This is a genomic window from Bradyrhizobium sp. CCBAU 11357 (genome assembly GCF_028128865.1).
Classification (GTDB): domain Bacteria; phylum Pseudomonadota; class Alphaproteobacteria; order Rhizobiales; family Xanthobacteraceae; genus Bradyrhizobium.
Map to the genome: position 1 here is coordinate 17,892 of NZ_LBJW01000101.1, position 18,435 is coordinate 36,326.

Annotated in this window: 17 protein-coding genes; 2 read left to right on the top strand and 15 right to left on the bottom strand. The window is 64.7% G+C overall.

From position 1 onward, the window contains the following. Positions 1–27: 27 nt before the first annotated feature. From XI05_RS18960 to glpD, 14 genes are all read right to left on the bottom strand, one after another. The gene (locus XI05_RS18960; RefSeq protein WP_271504453.1) at positions 28–1,179 is read right to left on the bottom strand and encodes an alpha-hydroxy acid oxidase; all 1,152 of its coding nucleotides are present in this window, start codon (positions 1,177–1,179) and stop codon (positions 28–30) included. 12 nt (positions 1,180–1,191) lie between these two features. Further along, the gene (locus tag XI05_RS18965) at positions 1,192–2,082 is read right to left on the bottom strand and encodes an IclR family transcriptional regulator (protein WP_271504456.1); all 891 of its coding nucleotides are present in this window, start codon (positions 2,080–2,082) and stop codon (positions 1,192–1,194) included. Between the two features lie 12 nt (positions 2,083–2,094). Further along, positions 2,095–3,000: a 4-hydroxy-tetrahydrodipicolinate synthase gene (gene dapA, locus XI05_RS18970; RefSeq protein ID WP_271504459.1), complete on the bottom strand. Its 906-nt coding sequence runs from the start codon at positions 2,998–3,000 to the stop codon at positions 2,095–2,097. A 33-nt stretch (positions 3,001–3,033) separates the two neighbouring features. Then, positions 3,034–4,791, bottom strand: a complete 1,758-nt coding sequence (locus tag XI05_RS18975) for an ABC transporter permease subunit (protein WP_271504461.1) — start codon at positions 4,789–4,791, stop codon at positions 3,034–3,036. An 11-nt stretch (positions 4,792–4,802) separates the two neighbouring features. Continuing rightward, positions 4,803–5,891, bottom strand: coding sequence for an ABC transporter ATP-binding protein (locus XI05_RS18980; RefSeq protein WP_271504891.1), 1,089 nt, complete (start codon positions 5,889–5,891; stop codon positions 4,803–4,805). 35 nt (positions 5,892–5,926) lie between these two features. Beyond that, positions 5,927–7,012, bottom strand: coding sequence for an ABC transporter substrate-binding protein (locus XI05_RS18985; protein WP_271504467.1), 1,086 nt, complete (start codon positions 7,010–7,012; stop codon positions 5,927–5,929). Between the two features lie 13 nt (positions 7,013–7,025). After that, positions 7,026–8,492 carry an FAD-binding oxidoreductase gene (locus XI05_RS18990; protein WP_271504471.1) on the bottom strand — a complete coding sequence of 489 codons (1,467 nt, stop codon included), beginning with the start codon at positions 8,490–8,492 and terminating at the stop codon, positions 7,026–7,028. A 407-nt stretch (positions 8,493–8,899) separates the two neighbouring features. After that, positions 8,900–10,642, bottom strand: a complete 1,743-nt coding sequence (locus tag XI05_RS18995; RefSeq protein ID WP_271504892.1) for an ABC transporter substrate-binding protein — start codon at positions 10,640–10,642, stop codon at positions 8,900–8,902. A gap of 130 nt (positions 10,643–10,772) precedes the next feature. Further along, positions 10,773–11,102 (bottom strand): DUF2160 domain-containing protein, encoded by a 330-nt coding sequence (locus tag XI05_RS19000; protein WP_271504474.1) that lies wholly within the window; start codon positions 11,100–11,102, stop codon positions 10,773–10,775. Positions 11,103–11,111: 9 nt separating this feature from the next. Further along, on the bottom strand, positions 11,112–11,918 hold the full coding sequence (locus XI05_RS19005; RefSeq protein WP_260372166.1) for a carbohydrate ABC transporter permease: 807 nt from the start codon (positions 11,916–11,918) through the stop codon (positions 11,112–11,114). Next, complete coding sequence (locus tag XI05_RS19010) at positions 11,918–12,892, bottom strand: carbohydrate ABC transporter permease (RefSeq protein WP_212259022.1); 975 nt, start codon at positions 12,890–12,892, stop codon at positions 11,918–11,920. The genes XI05_RS19005 and XI05_RS19010 overlap by 1 nt, the downstream gene beginning before the upstream one ends. Continuing rightward, positions 12,892–13,977 carry an ABC transporter ATP-binding protein gene (locus XI05_RS19015; RefSeq protein ID WP_271504476.1) on the bottom strand — a complete coding sequence of 362 codons (1,086 nt, stop codon included), beginning with the start codon at positions 13,975–13,977 and terminating at the stop codon, positions 12,892–12,894. The genes XI05_RS19010 and XI05_RS19015 overlap by 1 nt, the downstream gene beginning before the upstream one ends. A 14-nt stretch (positions 13,978–13,991) precedes the next feature. Next, a complete protein-coding gene (locus tag XI05_RS19020; protein ID WP_212259020.1) occupies positions 13,992–15,068 on the bottom strand; it encodes an ABC transporter ATP-binding protein in 1,077 nt (358 codons plus the stop codon). Beyond that, positions 15,065–16,615 carry a glycerol-3-phosphate dehydrogenase gene (gene glpD, locus XI05_RS19025; protein ID WP_271504478.1) on the bottom strand — a complete coding sequence of 517 codons (1,551 nt, stop codon included), beginning with the start codon at positions 16,613–16,615 and terminating at the stop codon, positions 15,065–15,067. The genes XI05_RS19020 and glpD overlap by 4 nt, the downstream gene beginning before the upstream one ends. A 281-nt stretch (positions 16,616–16,896) precedes the next feature. Here glpD and XI05_RS19030 point away from each other — a divergent pair, with 281 nt between their 5' ends. After that, a complete protein-coding gene (locus tag XI05_RS19030) occupies positions 16,897–17,148 on the top strand; it encodes a type II toxin-antitoxin system prevent-host-death family antitoxin (protein ID WP_271504479.1) in 252 nt (83 codons plus the stop codon). Beyond that, a complete protein-coding gene (locus XI05_RS19035; protein ID WP_271504482.1) occupies positions 17,148–17,564 on the top strand; it encodes a type II toxin-antitoxin system VapC family toxin in 417 nt (138 codons plus the stop codon). The genes XI05_RS19030 and XI05_RS19035 overlap by 1 nt, the downstream gene beginning before the upstream one ends. 3 nt (positions 17,565–17,567) lie before the next feature. On the opposite strand, the gene XI05_RS19040 is transcribed toward XI05_RS19035, so the two are convergent. Then, positions 17,568–18,413, bottom strand: a complete 846-nt coding sequence (locus XI05_RS19040) for a DeoR/GlpR family DNA-binding transcription regulator (protein WP_172785859.1) — start codon at positions 18,411–18,413, stop codon at positions 17,568–17,570. Positions 18,414–18,435: the final 22 nt, after the last annotated feature.

The following is an 18,435-nucleotide window of genomic DNA, read 5'->3' on the forward strand; positions in this document are numbered from 1 at the left end:
GCGGTTTTCCAAATGTTGCAGTTGAACTTAGTTCCGTAGCTCACTCGCGCGCCCATTCCGCAAGGCCGGAACGCAATGCGCTCCCAGGAAAGCCATGGCGGTATCCATCTCGCGCAGGACCATGCGCAGGACCGCTTCGGCGCCCGCCTCTCCGCCGGCCGCAAGACCCCACAGCGGCAAGCGGCCGAGAAGCACAGCTTCCGCGCCGAGCGCCAGATACTTCAGGACGTCGGTGCCGCGCCGGACGCCGCTGTCGGCCAGAATCGTCAGACGCCCCTGCACGGCACCGACAATCGCCGGAATGCAATCCACGGGGGTCGCCAGACAGTCGAGATTGCGTCCGCCATGGACCGAGACCACGACGCCGTCGGCGCCGATCTCGACCGCCTTTTCGGCATCCTCCACCGCAAGCACGCCCTTGATGGTGAGCTTGCCCGGCCAGATCTCGCGCAGCCAGCACATGTCGTCCCAGCTCAGCCGCGGCTCGATCCGGACCGACTCGGCGATGTCAGCGCGGGTGATGGCGGTGCGAAATGCATCCGGATAGTGGCCGTAGGTCGGCACACCCTCGCCCATGAGATAGCGCGCGAGAACCCCGAACAACCAACCCGGATGCAGTGCCACGTCGATCATGCTGCGCAGCCGCGGCTTGAAGGGAATGCCGAAACCGTTCCGTTCATTATACTCCCGGTTCGGGGAGACCGGCGTATCGACCGTGACGAGCAGGTTGTCGCAGCCGCAGGCGCTCGCCCGCTCCAGGAGGCGTGCGGTCAGGGCACGATCGCGCCAGACATAGAGCTGGAACCAGAGCAGCGCATCCGGCGCGCCGCGCCGGATCGTCTCCACGGTTGTCACCGATTGCGTCGAGATGCAGACGGGAATGCCGACGCGCGACGCCGCGCGGGCGAGCTTCGTCTCTCCATCGTGCGAAACAAGACCGGCGAGCGCCGTTGGCGCGACGACGAGGGGCGCGGCGAGCCTTTGGCCGAACAACACCGTGTCGAGATCGCGCCGGTCGCGCCCCGTCAGTACCGTGGGCAGCAGGGTAATGGCGTCAAGCGAGGCCCGCAGGCGCGTCAATGCCGTTTCGTCCTCCGAGCCGCGATCAATGTACTCGAACAAGCCGCGCGGGAGGAACCGTCGCGCTCGGCGGCGATAGTCGCTGGCATTGAGGAGCATCGGCATCGGCGTTCAGGCCGCGTAGCGTTTGAACTTGGACTTCGAGATCGAGGTTGCGGCGACGTGAACATGCTGAACGAGCTCGGCTTCGACACGCTCCGTGGTCCAGCGCGTCGTGGGTACGGAGATGTTGACCGCGGCGATGGCCCGTCCGTGCTCGTCGATGATCGGCGCCGCGACGGAAATATCGCCCATGACGCTTTGGTTGATCTGGATCGAATAGCCGCGCTTGGCGGCGAGGTGCACCTGCTTCATGAGCATATCCGGATCGGTAATCGTGTAAGGCGTGAGTGGCTCAAGCCGCGTACGCTTCAAGAGCTCCTGTTGCTCTGCCTCAGGAAGAGCCGCCAGGATGGCTATGCCGGAAGCCGTGAAGTACGCCGGCAGCCGGCTTCCGATCACGAAGTCGATATGGATGAGGTGCTGGCCGGGAAAGCGCGCCACGAACACGACCTCGTGGCCGTCGAGTTCATGCAGGTTACAGGTCTCGCCAAGATTGCGGCTCATCTCGAGAAGATAGGGCGAGGCCTTGTCGATGAGCTCGTTGGCCTTGAGATAGCTGTGGGAGAACTGCAGCACCTTCGACGTCAGCCCGTAGTTGCGCGTGCCCTCAACCCGCTTGAGATAGCCGAGCGATTCCAGCGTGTAGACCAGGCGCTGCGTGGCGCTGCGATCGAGATTGGCGGCCCGCGCGATATCGGCAAGTGTCATGAAGCGTCGTGGCCCATCGAAGGCATGCAGAACCTGGAACGCCTTCTCGGTCGAGCCGACGAACAGAGACGAGCGCGGCTCGTCCGCCTTGTCAGTCGTCTTCGCCGCGGACTTCGCGCTTGTCTTGTCGCCTATCTTGGCGGCCTTTGCCTTGGCAGGCCGGCCGCCGCTCACGCGGCTGCTACGCGCCATGCTGCCATCCTCTCATGCGATGCCCTCCGAGATCGTCAGCTGCCGGCCGAGCTCGGCGCGCAAGGCGGCGACCAGGGCCGGCGCCGGCTGCACCAGCGGCGCCAGCATCCGCGGTGCCTCGACGCCGACCATATCCATCACCGCCTTCATCGGTCCTGGATTGGTCTCCGCAAAGGCCATGTTCATCAGCGGGATCAAGCGGCGATGCAGGCTCAAGCTCTCGGCCGTGTTGCCTGCCGTGGCTGTTTCGAAGATCTGACGCCAGGCGCGCGGCAACAGGCACGCGGTCACGATGATGCCGCCCCTCGCGCCCGCGGCGAGATGCAGCGGAAACAGGCTGTCTTCGCCGCTCAGCACCGCAAAGCTCTCGTCAACGCCGGCCACGACCTGAAGGAAATGGTACATGTCGAGATTGCAGGCCTTCATGCCGATGATGTTAGGATGCCTGGAGAGCTCATGCAGGATCTTGGGCTCGATCGCGATCCGGGTGCGATAGGGAATCTCGTAGATCAGGATCGGCACCGGCGAGGCATCGGCATAGCGCAGGAAATAGTCGCGAACGCCCGCCTGAGTCGGGTTGGTATAATATGGCGTAAGAACCAGCAGGCCGTCCACGCCCTCGGCTGCGAATTCACGGCCCGCCTGCAAGGCATCGTGGAAGCCGGTGTCGAGCACGCCTGCGATGACGGGGCCCTTGCCGGCCATCGCCTTCGCCGACAGACCGGCCATCTTGATCCGCTCGGATCTAGCCAGCGCACCGTATTCGCCTGTGCCGCCGAGCGGCACCACGCCGTCGATACCCTGCTTGTTGAGCCAGGTGAACATGGAAGAGACCGCGCCGGCATCGATGGTGTCGTCGGCCTTGACCGGGGTCGGAACGGCCGGGAACAAGCCGCGGAGACGATTGGCAGTGAGCATGATTTGAGAACCTCTGGTTGGACGGTGGCGCTTCTACCTCGCGGCGGCGCGCCGGCGCAGGCGTTCGGCCACGAAGATGAGAAGCCCCATGAAAACGAACAGGCAGGTCGAGACGGCGGCGATCGAGGGGGAAACCTGAAGCGTCACCTCGTCCCAGAACTGCTTGGGCAGCGTCGCGTTGAGGCCGCCGGTGGCAAACAGCGCGATAGTCAGCTCGTCGAACGAGGTCGCAAACGCAAACAGGAAAGACGACATCATGCCGGCGCCGAGAATCGGGAAGGTGACGTAACGCAGCGTCGCGAACGGGCGCGCCCCGAGGCTCTGCGCAGCTTGATCTAGCCGCGTGTCGTAATTGCGCAGCACGGCCATCATGGTCATGACCACGTAAGGCACGGCGACGACGGTGTGGCCGAGAATGAGGCCGACGGCGCTGCCGACGAGACCCATGCGCGCGAACACGTAGAACAGGCCGACTGCGATGATCATGCGCGGTACCACGATCGGCGACAGGATGAAGGCGAGCCACGCCGCCTTGCCGCGGATATCGCTGCGCACCAGCAGGAACGCGGCCGGCGTGCCGATCAGCATGGCGAGCAGACCGGTGCCGATGCCGACCAGCAGCGAGCGCAGCATGGCCTGGGTCCAGACCGGCGAATTCAGCACCGTCTCGTACCAATGCAGGGTAAAGCCCTGCGGCGGCCAATTCAGACCGCCGGTGCCGAATGACAGCGGGATCATCAGTATCGTCGGGGCGCTGATGATGAGCAGCATGGTCCAGACAAAAGCCTGCAAGCCCATGCCGGCCTGATCGGGATTGCGGTCGCGACGGCGTGACGGCCATAGCAGAACGATACGGTCGGAAATCGCGCCGAGCAGCGTCAGCAGCGCATCGCCTGCCCGCACGACCGGGCCTGACAGACGCGACGGCTTCGCATTGCGCGGTGCCGATGCGCCCGTCATGGTCGACAGGCCGAGCAGCCGGTCATAGGCGGCAAAGACGATGAGGACGACGACCAGCAGCAGCACCGAGATCGCACCGGCGAAGCCCCAGTTCATGGTCTGCTGGACCTGGTCGATGATGAGCTGGGTGATCATGGTCTCGCGGCGCCCGCCGAGCAGCGCTGGCACGATGAAGAAGCCGATCGCCGTGACGAACACCATGATTCCGGCAGCGGCAACGCCGGGCAACGACAGCGGAAAATAGATCTTCCAGAACGCCATGCCCGGTCGCGCTCCGAGCGTGGCGGCAGCGCGCGGCAGGGTGCGGTCGATATTCTCCATCACCGAGAGCATGGTCAGCACGGCGAGCGGCAGCAGCGCATTGACCATGCCGACCAGGACGCTGCCGAAATTGTAGAGCAGGCTCGCGGGGCTCGAGATGATGCCGAGCGAGAGCAGGAGCTTGTTGATGACGCCGTTGCGGCCGAGCAGCACGATCCAGGCGAAGGCGCGAACGAGAAAGCTGGTCCAGAACGACAGCAGCACCCAGAACAGCAGCGTCGCCTTACGCTCCTTGCCGACGACCGAGATCAGATAGGCGATCGGATAGCCGGTGACGACGCAGACCAGCGTGGTCGCCAGCGATATCTTGAGCGTGATCAGGAGAACGTCGAGATAGACCGACGAAGCAAAGAGCTGGCGATATTGCGCAAGCGTGAAGCCATTGTCGCCGTAGACGCTGAGCAGCAGCAGCTGGCCGACGGGATAGACCAGAAACAGCACGAGCAGCAGCACCAGCGGCGCGCCCATTGCGGCCCGCGTCCAGGCCAGCCTCTGCGATATCGCGCGCATGCCAGCCAAGCTCAGCCCCCCTTCCCGTCATGGATGACGACGGCATCCGCCGCATGCCATCCGAGCGACAGGCGCTGGCCGATCTCGTAAGGCGCCGCTCCGCTGCGGGTCGGATGTGCAGCAACGAGCTGGGGCAGGTCCGCGGTCTCCGGTGCGATGTAGAGCCGCGTCAGGCTGCCGCTGATCATCACGTCCGTAAGCCGGCCGGACAGCTGGCCGCCCTCGCCGACCACGAGGTTCTGCGGGCGCACCATGACCTTGACCGGCTCGCCGGCGACGAACCGGGAGCCATTGCCGACCGCGCGCGAGGCCGCAAGCTGCTCGGTGAGGACGATGTCGAGTCCCTCGCCGTCGACGCCGCGCACGGTGGCGCTGAGCAGGTTGGACTCGCCGAGGAAGTCGGCGACGAACACCGAGCGCGGCCGGAAGTAGAGATCCTGCGGCGTGCCGAGCTGCTCGATCGCGCCTGCGTTCATCAGGCAGATGCGATCCGACATGGTCATCGCCTCTTCCTGGTCGTGGGTAACGTAGACGATCGTGGTGCCGAGCTCGCGATGGATGCGCTTGATCTCGAGCTGCATCTGGTCGCGCAGCTTCTTGTCGAGCGCCCCCAGCGGCTCGTCCATCAGGATGATGGCGGGGCGATAGACGATGCAGCGCGCCAGCGCGATGCGCTGCTGCTGACCGCCGGACAATTCGCGCGGATAACGCTTTGCGACGTGCGGCAGGCGCACCGTCTCCAGCGCCTCGGCGGTACGCCGGCGCGCCTCCGCATCAGAGACTTTCCGCATCTTGAGGGGAAAGGCGATGTTGTCCTCGATCGTCATGTGAGGAAACAGCGCGTAGTTCTGGAACACGACACCGATGTCGCGCGCATAGGCCGGGCTGCGCGTGACGTCGGTGTCGTCGATCAGGATCTGCCCTTCGTCGGGATGGGCGAGCCCGGCGATCAGGCTGAGCAGCGTGGTCTTGCCCGAGCCCGACGGGCCGAGCAGGGTGAGGAATTCCCCCTTGGCGACGTCGAGGCTGGTCGGCGCCAGCGCGACGAAGTCGCCATAGCGCTTGCACAGCGCGTGAATGCGCAGGCTCGACGAGACCATAGGCCGCTCCGATCCGTTGGCGCCTCCCTTGCCGATCAAGCCAGGATCCAGCTGTTGAAGCGCTCGATGACGGCGGCCTGGTTGTCGAGCCAGTATTTGGCGTTGATCTTCAGCCCGGCCTTGATGTTGTCGGGGTAGGTCGGGCAGTTCTTCGCGACTTCGGGCTTGACGTAGTTGAAGGCCTCCGGCTGCGTGAGACCGGCCGGGAAATATTCGACGAGCGCCGCCTGGCGCTTCGGATCAGAAGCGAACTTGATGAACTCGCGGCAGGCATCGGCGTTCGGCGTGCCTGCTAGGATCGACCAATTGTCGCCGCCCCAGATGCCCTGATTCCAGACGATCTCGACCGGCGCGCCGGCTGCTTGGGCTGCCTGGGGACGCGACACCCAGGTCGGCAGCAGATCGATCTCGCCCGAGGTCAGCATCTGCTCGACCTGCGCGCCGCTGGTCCACCACACGGCGACCTGCGACTTGATCTTGTCGAGCGAGGCAAAGGCCTTGTCGAGATCGCAGGGGTAGACCTGCGCGGTCGGCACGCCCGCACCCATCAGCGCCTGCTCGATCGTGTCGAACGGATGCTTGCGCACGGCGCGGCGGCCCGGAAACTCCGCCACGTTCCAGAAATCAGCCCAGGACTGCGGTGCCTTGCGTCCTTTGAATGCGTCCGTGCGGTAGGCCAGCACGGTGGTGTAGACGTTGGTGGCAACACCGTAGGGCGAAGCAAATTCGGCCGGGATCGACTTGACGACCGGCTCGGATTCGAGACCGTGCTTCTCCAGATATTGCTTGCCGCCGGTAGTCAGTATCTCGATCGCAGGCCAGGAGATCTTGGCCATGTCCCAGGTGTAGTTCTTGGTGTCGACCATGGTCTTGATCTGCGCGACCGGCTCGGCATTGGCCTGCACGCCGACGACCTCGATGCCGGTCGCTGCGGTGAACGGACGATAGAACACCGCGCCATAGGCCTTGGTGTAGATGCCGCCGTCGTCGCGCACGACGATGCGCTTGCCCGCGGCACGGGACGGCGACCAGACGGACGGCGCGGCCAGCGCGACAGCGCCGGCTCCCGCGCCAAGCAGCAGACGACGGCGGGAAGTAATGAGCTTCGATGCGTTGGTCATGTCAGTCCCCTCTCTACGATGTTGCGGTGGTCGGCGAAATTGGGGCCGCCTCAGGCGCCGATGACGGCGGCAGAACGCGGCCGGGATTGAACAGACCCGACGGATCGAGCGCCTGTTTCACCGCCCGCATAAGAGCGAGCTCGACCGGCGGCTTGTAGCGGCTCATCTCGCCGGTCAGCGTGCGCCCGACGCCGTGCTCGGCGCTGAAGGTGCCGCGCAAGGAGCTGGCGACATCGTTCATGGCGCGACGGATCTTCTGCGCCGTCACGTCGCGGTCCGGCAGCGCGTCCCATTCGGCGAAGCTGAAGAAGGGGATGAGATGGATGTTGCCATCGCCCATGTGGCCGACGATGATGAACGGCAGGTCCGGCACGATCGCGCGCACAGCCGCCATGGCCTGGTCGATGAAGGCAGGCACGGTGGAGACCGGCACGGCGGTATCCGAGGTCAGGCCGACGCCGGCCTTCTTGTTGGCTTCCGACACGCTGTGACGCACCAGCCACATCGCCTTGCGCTGCGCCTCGCTCGACGCGAGGACGCCGTCGCTGACGAGGCCCGCTTCAAGCGCCTGCTCGAGCACCGCCTGCATCGTCGCCGCGAGCGCGGCTGCATCGCCCGTGTCGGAGAGTTCAACGAGCACGTGCCAGGTGTCGATCTCTGCGACCGGGCAGCGCCGGCCCGGTACCTGCTCCAGCACGAGCTGGATCTGTTTGGCATTCATCAGCTCGAAGGCGGAGAGCCGCGAGTTGCAGGCCGCCTGGAACAGCCCGAGCACGTCGAGCGCCCGATGCGGACTGTCGACAGTGAGCCAGGCGACGGCTTCCGCCGTCGGCAGCGGATGCAGCTTCAGCACCGCACCGGTGACGATGCCGAGCGTGCCTTCCGAACCGATAAACAGATGCTTGAGGTCGTAGCCGGTGTTGTTCTTGCGCAGCGCGTAGAGGCCGTCCCAGATCGAGCCGTCCGGCAGCACGACTTCGAGCCCGAGCACATTGTCGCGCGTATTGCCATAGCGGAGCACGCCAGTGCCGCCGGCATTGGTGCCGATATTACCGCCAATCTGGCACGAGCCTTCAGCGCCGAGGCTGACCGGATAAAGCCGGCCGGCGGCAGCCGCGCTCTCCTGGATGGTCGCAAGCACGCAGCCGGCATCGACCACCATGGTATTGTTGACGGGATCGAGCGAGCGGATCCGGCGCATGCGCGTCAGGGCAACGATCACAGGCGGCTTGCCCTGCCCCGATGGCGTCGCGCCGCCGCACAGGCTGGTGTTGCCGCCCTGCGGCAGCACCGGCGTGTCATGGGCAACACAGAGACGGACGATCGCCGCGACCTGCTCCGTCGTCGAAGGCAGGACCGCACAGAGCGCCGGGGCGTGAAACCGGCCGCGCCAATCTTCGGTCAGACCCGCGAGATCCTCCTCGCGCGTCAGCACGGCCGTGTCGCCCAGCAACTGCCTGAACGCCTCGATCAATGCCATCCACCCGCCTCCGGAACGGGCCAATGCTGGCCCAAACGGCTTTCGCGAGTAATCGTTATACGATTACTTCAATCGCATTATGCTGATCATGAATTCGATGTGATGGGGAGTCAAGCGGAGGGGCGGTCGACTACGCCGTCTCCCCGCGTCATCCTGGCGAAAGCCAGGACCCATTTCCCCGGTGGGCGTTGTCTTGGCGCGACGAGGCCACCGTTGTTCGCCACAACAAAGTTCGGTGGTTATGGGTCCTGGCCTTCGCCAGGACCACACCGTGGTTGTGGTGGGCGCCTTTCTCAACAAACGCGTCGTTGCGAGCTGCGCTTGCAATGATGGGTGTGGAAGCAGCACACCACCAAAACAAAAAAGGCCGGGATTGCTCCCGGCCTTTCGTGGTTATGAGACGTCGCTTACTGCAGCGATGCGCGCTTGGGCGGAGTGGCGGGCCACGACTTGATCAGGGTGTCGTAGTCCACCGTCTCGCCCTTCGGCTTCTCGTTGGCGAGCTTGCGCTGCGGCGCGATGGTGCCGTCCTTCTGGGCCTTGGCGAACCAGAATTCGGCCGACTCCTTCTTGTGCAGCTTCGGACCGCAGGCGCCCTGCACACCGGACTTCTCCAGGCGCTCCAGCACGGAGTCCTGAGCAGCGGCCAGCGCATCCATCGCCTGCTGCGGCGTCTTCGCACCGGACGACGCATCGCCGATGTTCTGCCACCACAGCTGCGCGAGCTTCGGATAGTCGGGCACGTTGTTGCCGGTCGGGGTCCACTGCACGCGCGCGGGCGAGCGGTAGAACTCGATCAGGCCGCCGAGCTTCGGCGCACGCTCGGTGAACGACTTGTCCCAGATGTCGGATTCACGGATGAAGGTGAGACCGACATGGCTCTTCTTCAAGCTCACCGACTTGGAGACGATGAACTGGAGATAGAGCCAGGCTGCCTTGCGGCGATCCGGCGGGGTCGACTTCAGCAGCGTGGCGGAGCCGGCGTCCTGGTAGCCGAGCTTCATGCCTTCCTTCCAATAGGAGCCGTGCGGCGACGGAGCCATACGCCATTTCGGCGTACCGTCCGCATTCACCACCGGCAGACCCGGCTTCACCATGTCGGCGGTGAAGGCGGTGTACCAGAACATCTGCTGGGCGATGTTACCCTGCGACGGCACGGGGCCGGACTCGGAGAAGGTCATGCCCTGCGCCTGCGGCGGCGCATACTTCTTCATCCACTCGAGATACTTCGTGATCGAGTAGACTGCGGCCGGACCATTGGTGTCGCCGCCACGCTCCACCGAAGAGCCGACCGGACGGCAGCCCTCCATGCGGATGCCCCATTCGTCGACCGGCAGACCGTTCGGAATGCCCTTGTCACCGTTGCCGGCCATCGACAGCCAGGCGTCGGTGAAGCGCCATCCGAGCGAGGGGTCCTTCTTGCCATAGTCCATATGGCCGTAGACCTTGACGCCGTTGATCTCCTTGATGTCGTTGGTGAAGAACTCGGCGATGTCCTCATAGGCCGACCAGTTCACGGGCACGCCGAGCTCGTAGCCATACTTGGCCTTGAACTTGGCCTTGTAGTCGGGATTGGTGAACCAGTCGTAGCGGAACCAGTAGAGGTTGGCGAACTGCTGGTCGGGCAGCTGGTAGAGCTTGCCGTCCGGCCCGGTGCCGAACGACTTGCCGATGAAGTCGTTGACGTCGAGCATGGGGTTGGTGACGTCCTTGCCCTCGCCGGTCATGTAGTCCGACAGCGCAATGGTCTGGCCGTAGCGGAAATGCGTGCCGATCAGGTCGGAGTCGTTGATCCAGCCGTCATAGACGTTCTTGCCCGACTGCATCTGGGTCTGCAGCTTCTCGACGACGTCACCTTCCTGGATGAGATCGTGCTTGAGCTTGATGCCGGTGAGCTCGGAGAATGCCTTGGCGAGCGTCTGCGCCTCGTATTCATGAGTCGTGATCGTCTCGGAGACGACGTTGATCTCCATGCCCTTGAAGGGCTCGGCGGCCTTGGCGAACCACTCCAGCTCCTTCTTCTGGTCTTCCTTCGACAGCGTCGAGGGCGTGAATTCCGCGATCCACTTCTGGATCACGGCGTCGTCGGCGGCGCGAACCGGCGCCGAGACGGCGAACGACACTGCGATGATCGCAGCGGCGCTGGACATGGTCAGAAAACTATTCTTGGTCAATGGACCTTTCCTTCTCCTAAACTGTCGCATGTTGTTCCTCCGTTGCAGCGACAAACTTTTATACAGGCCCGGGTTGGTCCCGGATCTGGCCGTCCCTTCGCAAGCTTCAGACCGTGCGGAAAATGAGCGCGGCCGTGACCAGCGAAATTCCTGATGCGAGCCACAGGCTCGAGATCTCAAACCCCTCCTCGCCGACCGGCAGAGTGGCGACCGCGTCGGTGCCGACGAGGCCGATCCACGCGAGGTGGATGACGGCGGCCGCGATCAGCGAGATGAACAGGCGGTCGCCGCGCGTGGTCGGGATGCGCAGCACGCCGACACGCTCGGCCTCGGGATAGACCGCGGCAAGCCAGGTCATCACCGCCAGCGTGCACGCGAGCGCGGCAAAGAAGATCGCGGTCGGCAGCGTCCAGGCCATCCATGCGATGGATTCCATTGATGCCTCCTACACGCGGCCGAGCGCGAAACCGCGCGCGATGTAGTTGCGGACGAACCAGATCACCAGCGCGCCCGGAATGATGGTGAGCACGCCGGCGGCGGCCAGCAGGCCCCAGTCCATGCCAGCGGCCGAGACCGTGCGCGTCATGATCGCGGCAATGGGCTTTGCATGCACCGAGGTCAGCGTGCGCGCCAGCAGCAGCTCGACCCAGGAGAACATGAAGCAGAAGAACGCGGCAACGCCGATGCCGCTCGCAATCAGCGGCACCAGGATCTTGATGAAGAAGCGCGGGAAGGAATAGCCGTCGAGGAAGGCGGTCTCGTCGATCTCGCGCGGCACGCCGGAGACGAAGCCTTCGAGGATCCACACCGCCAGCGGAACATTGAAGATGCAGTGCGCGAGCGCGACCGCCCAGGGGGTGTCGAACAGCCCGATCGCCGAATAGAGATTGAAGAACGGCAGCGCATAGACCGCGGCCGGCGCCATGCGGTTCGACAGCAGCCAGAAGAACAAATGCTTGTCGCCGAGGAAGCGGTAGCGCGAGAAGGCGTAAGCCGCCGGCAGCGCCACGGCGATCGAGATGATGGTGTTGAGGACGACGTATTCGAGCGAATTGATGTAGCCCGAATACCAGCTCTCGTCGGTGAAGATGCGCTTGTAGTGCTGCAGCGTCGGGGTGTGCGGCCACAGCGTCATTGTCGAGACGATCTCGCTGTTGGTCTTGAAGCTCATGTTGACGAGCCAATAGATCGGCAGCAGCAGGAAGACCAGGAACAGCCCCATGATGAGGCGGCGGCCGGGGATCGAATGCATCAGGCCACTCCTTCCCTAGGCTTGAGTGCGGGCACGGGCTTGAGCGCGGCCGAAGGCTTGGGCTCCACCGCCGGCTCGCTTTCCGCCTGGACTTTGCGTTCCACACCGGCATTGGTCATAACGGTGTAGAAGATCCAGCAGACGATCAGGATGATCAGGTTGTAGACCAGCGACAGCGCGGCGGCCTTGCCGAGATCGAACTGGCCGAGCGCGATCTTGACCAGCTCGATCGACACGAAGGTGGTGGAATTGCCGGGCCCGCCGCCGGTGACGACGAACGGCTCGGTGTAGATCATGAAGCTGTCCATGAAGCGCAGCAGCACCGCGATCAACAGCACGCGGTTCATCTTCGGCAGCTGGATCGCCTTGAACACGGCCCAGCGCGAGGCGCCGTCGATCTGCGCGGCCTGGTAATAGGCTTCGGGGATCGACTTCAGGCCGGCGTAGCAGAGCAGCGCGACCAGGCTGGTCCAGTGCCAGACGTCCATCACGATGACGGTGACCCAGGCATCGACGTCGTTGGAGACGTAGTTGTAGTCGAAGCCCATGGCGTTGAGGACGTAGCCGAGCAGGCCGATGTCGGGACGCCCGAAGATCTGCCAGATGGTGCCGACCACGTTCCAGGGGATCAGCAGCGGCAGCGCGAGGATGACGAGGCAGGCCGCGACGGTCCACCCCTCGCGCGGCATCGACAACGCGACGACGATGCCGAGCGGCACCTCGATGGCGAGGATGACGAGCGAGAAGAACAGGTTGCGGCCGAGCGAGGCGAGGAAGCGGCCGCCGAGATCGGTGGAGGGATCGAGCAGCTCCTTGAACCAGCCGACGCCGTTCCAGAAGAACTGGTTGTTGCCGAAGGTGTCCTGCATCGAATAGTTCACCACCGTCATCAGCGGCAGCACCGCCGAGAAGGCGACGACCAGGAACACCGGCAGCACCAGGAACCAGGCTTTTTGGTTGACGGTCTTGTCCATCAGGCGGCTCCCTCCACCAGAAGGCTGTCGGCATAGACGTGGACGTGCGACGGATCGAATCTCAGCCCGGCAGTGCCGTCCGCGCTGGTGAAGCTGCCGGGGGCACGCGCCGCGAGCTTGGCGTCGCCGACGCGCACGCGCGCGAAGCGGATGCGGCCGAGATCGTCGATGCGCTCGATCCTGGCGGTGAGCAGGCCGGGCGCGGGCGCGACCACCTCGACGAATTCGGGACGGACGCCGATCTCGATCTTCGCGCCGGCCGGCAGGTTGTCGTAGCTGCGGTTCAGCGCGATGACGTGACCGCCAATGCGCGCCTCGCGCCCCCTCACCTCCGCCGGCAGGATGTTCATGCCGGGCGAGCCGATGAAGTAGCCGACGAAGGTGTGCGCCGGCTTGTCGAACAGCTCGGCCGGCGTGCCGCTCTGCACCACGCGGCCGTCATGCATGACGACCACGGTGTCCGCGAAGGTCAACGCCTCGGTCTGGTCGTGGGTGACATAGATCATCGTGAGGTCGAGTTCGCGATGCAGCGCCTTCAGCTTGGAGCGGAGCTGCCATTTCAGCTCGGGATCGATCACCGTCAGCGGCTCGTCGAACAGCACGGCGGCAACGTCGTTACGCACGAGACCGCGGCCGAGCGAGATCTTCTGCTTGGCGTCGGCGGTCAGGCGCGTGGCCTTGCGGTTCAAATAGGGCTCGAGGTCGAGCAGGCGGCCGATCTCGGCGACGCGCCTGTCAATGTCGGCCTTCGGCACGCCGCGGTTCTTCAGCGGGAACGCCAGGTTCTGTCCGACCGTCATGGTGTCGTAGATCACCGGAAACTGGAACACCTGGGCGATGTTGCGCTTCTGGGTTGACAGCGGTGTGATGTCCTTGCCGTCGAACAGGATTTTCCCCCGCGACGGCGTGATGATGCCGGAGATGACGTTGAGCAGCGTGGTCTTGCCGCAGCCGGAAGGGCCCAGCAGCGCATAGGCGCCGCCCTGCCGCCAGGTCATGGTGACAGGCTTGAGCGCAAAGCTTTCCTGCGGTGCATCGTTGCCGCCGTAGGAATGGGCGAGATCGACGAGGTCAATGCGGGCCATGGCGCATCTCCCTCTCAAGAGCCCGGTGCCGCGACCAACCGGTCGGCGGCATCGAAGACGAAGACGTCATTGGGATCGAGCACGGCATCGAGCATCTGGCCGGGCTCGAACTCATGCACGCCGTGCAGCACCGCAACCCAGTTCGATCCGTCGCGGGTCAAATGCACGAAGCTCTCCGAACCGGTGATCTCGGTCACCGTGACAGTGGCGTGGAAGGCGTGACGGTCGGCCTCGCCATTGGCAAGCCCGAGTTGATGGGCGCGGAAGCCGACGCGATAAAAGCCGTCGGGAAGGCCCGCATAAAGTCCGGACGCCGGTGCAGCGCTGCCGCCGGCATATTGAACCATGCCATCCCCCTTCTCGAGGCCCACCAGGTTGAGCGGCGGATCGGAGAAGACCTGGGCGACACGCAGGGTCCGCGGGCGGCGATAGACGTTCGACGTCTCGCCCATCTGCAGTGCCTGGCCTTCCCACATGCACACCGTGTTGCCGCCGAGCAGCAGCGCCTCGGTCGGCTCGGTGGTGGCATAGACGAAGATCGCGCCCGAGGCCTCGAAGATGCGCGGCAGCTCGGCCCGCAGCTCCTCGCGCAGCTTGTAGTCGAGATTGGCGAGCGGCTCGTCGAGCAGCACGAGATCGGCGCCCTTGACCAGCGCGCGCGCGATCGCGGTGCGCTGCTGCTGACCGCCGGAGAGCTGGAGCGGCGTGCGCTTCAGGAACGGCTCGAGCCGCAGCAGCTTTGCCGCCTCCGCCACGCGCGCCTCGATCTCGTCGCGCGGCTTGCCCTGCACGCGCAGGGGCGAGGCGATGTTCTCGTAGACCGTCAGCGAGGGATAGTTGATGAACTGCTGATAGACCATCGCGACCGAGCGCTGGCGCACATCGGCGCCGGTGACGTCCTTGCCGTTGACGAACACCTTGCCCGTGGTCGGCTTGTCGAGGCCGGCGAGCAATCGCATGATCGAGGTCTTGCCCGACAGCGTCGGCCCAAGCAGCACGTTGAGCGTACCGCTCTCGAGCGTCAGCGAGACGTCGCGGATGTGCGGCACGCCCTCGACGGTCCGGGTCACGTGATCGAGCGTCACGGTCATGAGCGTCCTCCTGCTTCCAGCAGGGGACTTTGCGCCACCGCGTGGCTCCTGATCCAGTCGTCGAGGGCCGCGATCTCGTCGGCAGATAGTCGCAGGCCGAGCTTGGAACGGCGCCAGACCACGTCCTCGGCGGTGACGGCCCATTCGTTGGCCATGAGATAGCGGACCTCGCGTTCGGTCAGCGTGGCGCCAAAGGCCTGGCCGAGATCCGCAGCCGATTTCGCATCGCCGAGCAGCTTGGTGGCGCGGGTGCCATAGGCGCGCGCCAGGCGCCGCGCATGCGCATGGCTGAGGAAGGGATAGCCGCGCTGCAGCTCGGCGATCAGGCCGTCGATGTCGGATACGTTCATGTCGCCGCCCGGCAGCGGCCATTTGCCGGTCCAGCCCTCGCGCGCCTTCGCGCTGCGCAGATAGGGCGCAAGGCGCTCCAGCGCCTCCTCGGCGAGCCTGCGATAGGTCGTGATCTTGCCGCCATAGATCGACAGCAGCGGCACGCCGCCGGGCGTGTCGAGCTCGAACACGTAGTCGCGCGTGGCGGCCTTGGCCTCGCTGGCGCCGTCGTCATAAAGCGGACGCACGCCGGAATAGGTCCAGACCACGTCGGCGGGCGCGACCGGCTTGGCCAGATATTCGCTCGCCGCCTTGCAGAGATATTCGATCTCCTCAGTCGTCGCCCTCACCTTGGCGGGATCGCCGTCATAGTCGCGGTCGGTGGTGCCGATCAACGTGAAGTCGTCCTGGTACGGGATCACGAAGATGATGCGGCCATCGGCATTCTGGAACATGTAGGCGCGGTCGTGGTCGTAGAGCTTCTTCACGACGATGTGCGAGCCCTGCACCAGGCGCACCTTGGCTTTCGCATTCACGCCGGCACCGCGGCCGAGGACGTCCTCGACCCAGGGCCCGCCGGCATTGATCAGCGCCTTGGCCCGGATCTGCGAGCGCGCGCCCGTCAGCGTGTCGACCATGCTGACGGTCCAGAGGCCGTCCGACTGGCGAATCTCGGTGGCGCGGGTGCGGGTGCGGATCTCGGCCCCCTTGTCGGCAGCATCGCGCGCATTGAGCACGACGAGGCGGGCATCGTCGACGAAGCAGTCCGAATATTCGAAGGCGCGGCTGTAGCGATTCGGGATCAGTGGCTTGCCGACCTCATCGCGCTTGAGATCGACCGAGCGCGTCGCCGGCAGCAGGTGACGGCCGCCGATGTGATCATAGAGAAAGAGGCCGAGGCGCAGCAGCCAGGCCGGGCGCAGGCCGGCATGATGCGGCAAAACGAAACGCAGGGGGCGGATGATGTGGGGCGCGATGCCCCAGAGGATCTCGCGCTCGATCAGCGCCTCGCGGACCAGCCGGAACTCGTAATATTCGAGATAGCGCAGGCCACCGTGCACGAGCTTGGTCGACCAGGACGATGTCCCGCTCGCCAGATCGTTCATTTCGCACAGGAAAACCGTGTTGCCGCGGCCCACCGCGTCGCGCGCGATGCCGCAGCCGTTAACACCGCCTCCAATGATGGCGAGATCGAAAATACGCTCCAACAGACGCATCCCCCGGCGACCGCCCGTTATCGAGCGGTTACTTTCGCTTTTCATTAGATCACACCGGAAAACGAAAGCAAGATGAAAGAGAGGCGAAAGGAAGCGAAAGCGGAACTTTTTTGGTGGGCAATGAGGCAGCGAAATCGGCAGGTGGATGGATATATTTTGGGGCAAGTAGCTCGACCGAACGGCATCCAGGCAGTGGGCCGGCACGCCTTTGCACTTGTATGTAGCAACATTCCTACATAGCTTCCCGAGCGGAGCATGGCCACGGCTTGGAGGCTCAGACGATGGTGACCACCCTGACCAGCCGAGAATTCAATCAAGACACCAGCGGCGCCAAGAAAGCGGCATCGCAAGGACCCGTTTTCATTACGGACCGCGGCCGTCCAGCCCATGTCCTGCTGACCATCGAGGACTACTTGCGCCTAACCGGCGGACACATGAGCCTTGCGGAAGCTCTGGCGCAAACGAACGCGGATTTTGATTTCGATCCGCCTCGCGTGGACGAGGGCATCTTCAGGGCTGCTGATCTCGGCTGATGTTCCTGCTGGACACCAATCTCATTTCCGAATTGAGGCGACCGGACAAGGCCGATCGGCACGTCGTTGCCTGGGCAGGCGCAATTCCGGCAGCAAGCTTCTTCATCTCAGTCATTTCGATTCTCGAGATCGGACTTGGCGCACGCCTGATCGAACGCAGGGACGCAGCGCAAGGTGCCATCTTGCGCAGCTGGATCAACAGCCAGATTCTGGCTCGCTTCGAGGGTCGGATCCTGCCTATCGATACGGCTGTCGCGCAGCGTTGCGCACAACTTCACGTTCCCAACCCGCGCGCCGAGCGCGACGCGCTCATTGCTGCAACCGCGCTCGTTCATGGTTTGACGGTTGTTACGCGCAACGTAGAGGATTTCAAACCGACGGGCGTTGCGCTGCTCAACCCGTGGGACGACGCTTAGCCGCTATCTCAGCCGCACCACTGGCGCGGCTTCCGGTGCGGCGTCCTGGCCGTCGGTCGGCGCATCGTCGATATCCGCGCCCTTCGGCATCGCCTCGACCACCTCGATGCCCTTGCTGTGGCAGATGGTGGCGAGGCGCTCGGGCAGCTCCTGGTCGGTGACGAAGGTCTGGATCTGGGTAATGTGCGCGATGCGCACCGGTGCGCTGCGGCGGAGTTTTGTGGAATCGGCGACCAGCATGACGCTGCGCGCATTGGCAATGATGGCCTGCGCCACCTGCACCTCGCGATAGTCGAAGTCGAGTAGCGCGCCCTCTTCGTCAATCGCGGACGCGCCGATGATGGCGTAGTCGACCTTGAACTGGCCGATCAGCTGCGTCGCGGTCGAGCCGACCACGGCGCCGTCGGCGCGCCGCACCGTGCCGCCGGCGACCACCACCTCGATCCGCGGATGGCGGTAGAGCAGCATCGCGACGTTGAGGTTGTTGGTGATGACGAGCAGGTCCTCATGCGAGGTCAGCGCGCTCGCGACCTCCTCCGTCGTCGTGCCGATGTTGATGAACAGCGAGCAGCCGTTCGGGATCAGCGAGGCGGCGGCCGCCCCGATCGCCTTCTTCTCGTCGGCGGCGACGAAGCGGCGCGCCTCATAGGCGAGGTTTTCCACGCCCGAGGCGATGATGGCGCCGCCATGGATGCGGGTCAGCGAACGCCGCTCGCAGAGATCGTTGAGATCCTTGCGGATGGTCTGCGCCGACACCTCGAAGCGGCGCGCGAGCTCCTCGACCATGACGCGGCCGGAGGCGCGCGCGATGTTGAGGATTTCAGCTTGGCGATGGGTCAGTCCGGTCACGGCAAAGGCCTCACATCAGGAT

Coding starts and splice junctions, on each gene's coding strand:
- XI05_RS18960 (WP_271504453.1), bottom strand. CDS start 1,179: ATGCTCCTCAATGCCAGCGACTATCGCCGCCGAGCGCGACGGTTCCTC.
- XI05_RS18965 (WP_271504456.1), bottom strand. CDS start 2,082: ATGGCGCGTAGCAGCCGCGTGAGCGGCGGCCGGCCTGCCAAGGCAAAG.
- dapA (WP_271504459.1), bottom strand. CDS start 3,000: ATGCTCACTGCCAATCGTCTCCGCGGCTTGTTCCCGGCCGTTCCGACC.
- XI05_RS18975 (WP_271504461.1), bottom strand. CDS start 4,791: ATGCGCGCGATATCGCAGAGGCTGGCCTGGACGCGGGCCGCAATGGGC.
- XI05_RS18980 (WP_271504891.1), bottom strand. CDS start 5,891: ATGGTCTCGTCGAGCCTGCGCATTCACGCGCTGTGCAAGCGCTATGGC.
- XI05_RS18985 (WP_271504467.1), bottom strand. CDS start 7,012: ATGACCAACGCATCGAAGCTCATTACTTCCCGCCGTCGTCTGCTGCTT.
- XI05_RS18990 (WP_271504471.1), bottom strand. CDS start 8,492: ATGGCATTGATCGAGGCGTTCAGGCAGTTGCTGGGCGACACGGCCGTG.
- XI05_RS18995 (WP_271504892.1), bottom strand. CDS start 10,642: ATGTCCAGCGCCGCTGCGATCATCGCAGTGTCGTTCGCCGTCTCGGCG.
- XI05_RS19000 (WP_271504474.1), bottom strand. CDS start 11,102: ATGGAATCCATCGCATGGATGGCCTGGACGCTGCCGACCGCGATCTTC.
- XI05_RS19005 (WP_260372166.1), bottom strand. CDS start 11,918: ATGCATTCGATCCCCGGCCGCCGCCTCATCATGGGGCTGTTCCTGGTC.
- XI05_RS19010 (WP_212259022.1), bottom strand. CDS start 12,892: ATGGACAAGACCGTCAACCAAAAAGCCTGGTTCCTGGTGCTGCCGGTG.
- XI05_RS19015 (WP_271504476.1), bottom strand. CDS start 13,977: ATGGCCCGCATTGACCTCGTCGATCTCGCCCATTCCTACGGCGGCAAC.
- XI05_RS19020 (WP_212259020.1), bottom strand. CDS start 15,068: ATGACCGTGACGCTCGATCACGTGACCCGGACCGTCGAGGGCGTGCCG.
- glpD (WP_271504478.1), bottom strand. CDS start 16,615: ATGCGTCTGTTGGAGCGTATTTTCGATCTCGCCATCATTGGAGGCGGT.
- XI05_RS19030 (WP_271504479.1), top strand. CDS start 16,897: ATGGTGACCACCCTGACCAGCCGAGAATTCAATCAAGACACCAGCGGC.
- XI05_RS19035 (WP_271504482.1), top strand. CDS start 17,148: ATGTTCCTGCTGGACACCAATCTCATTTCCGAATTGAGGCGACCGGAC.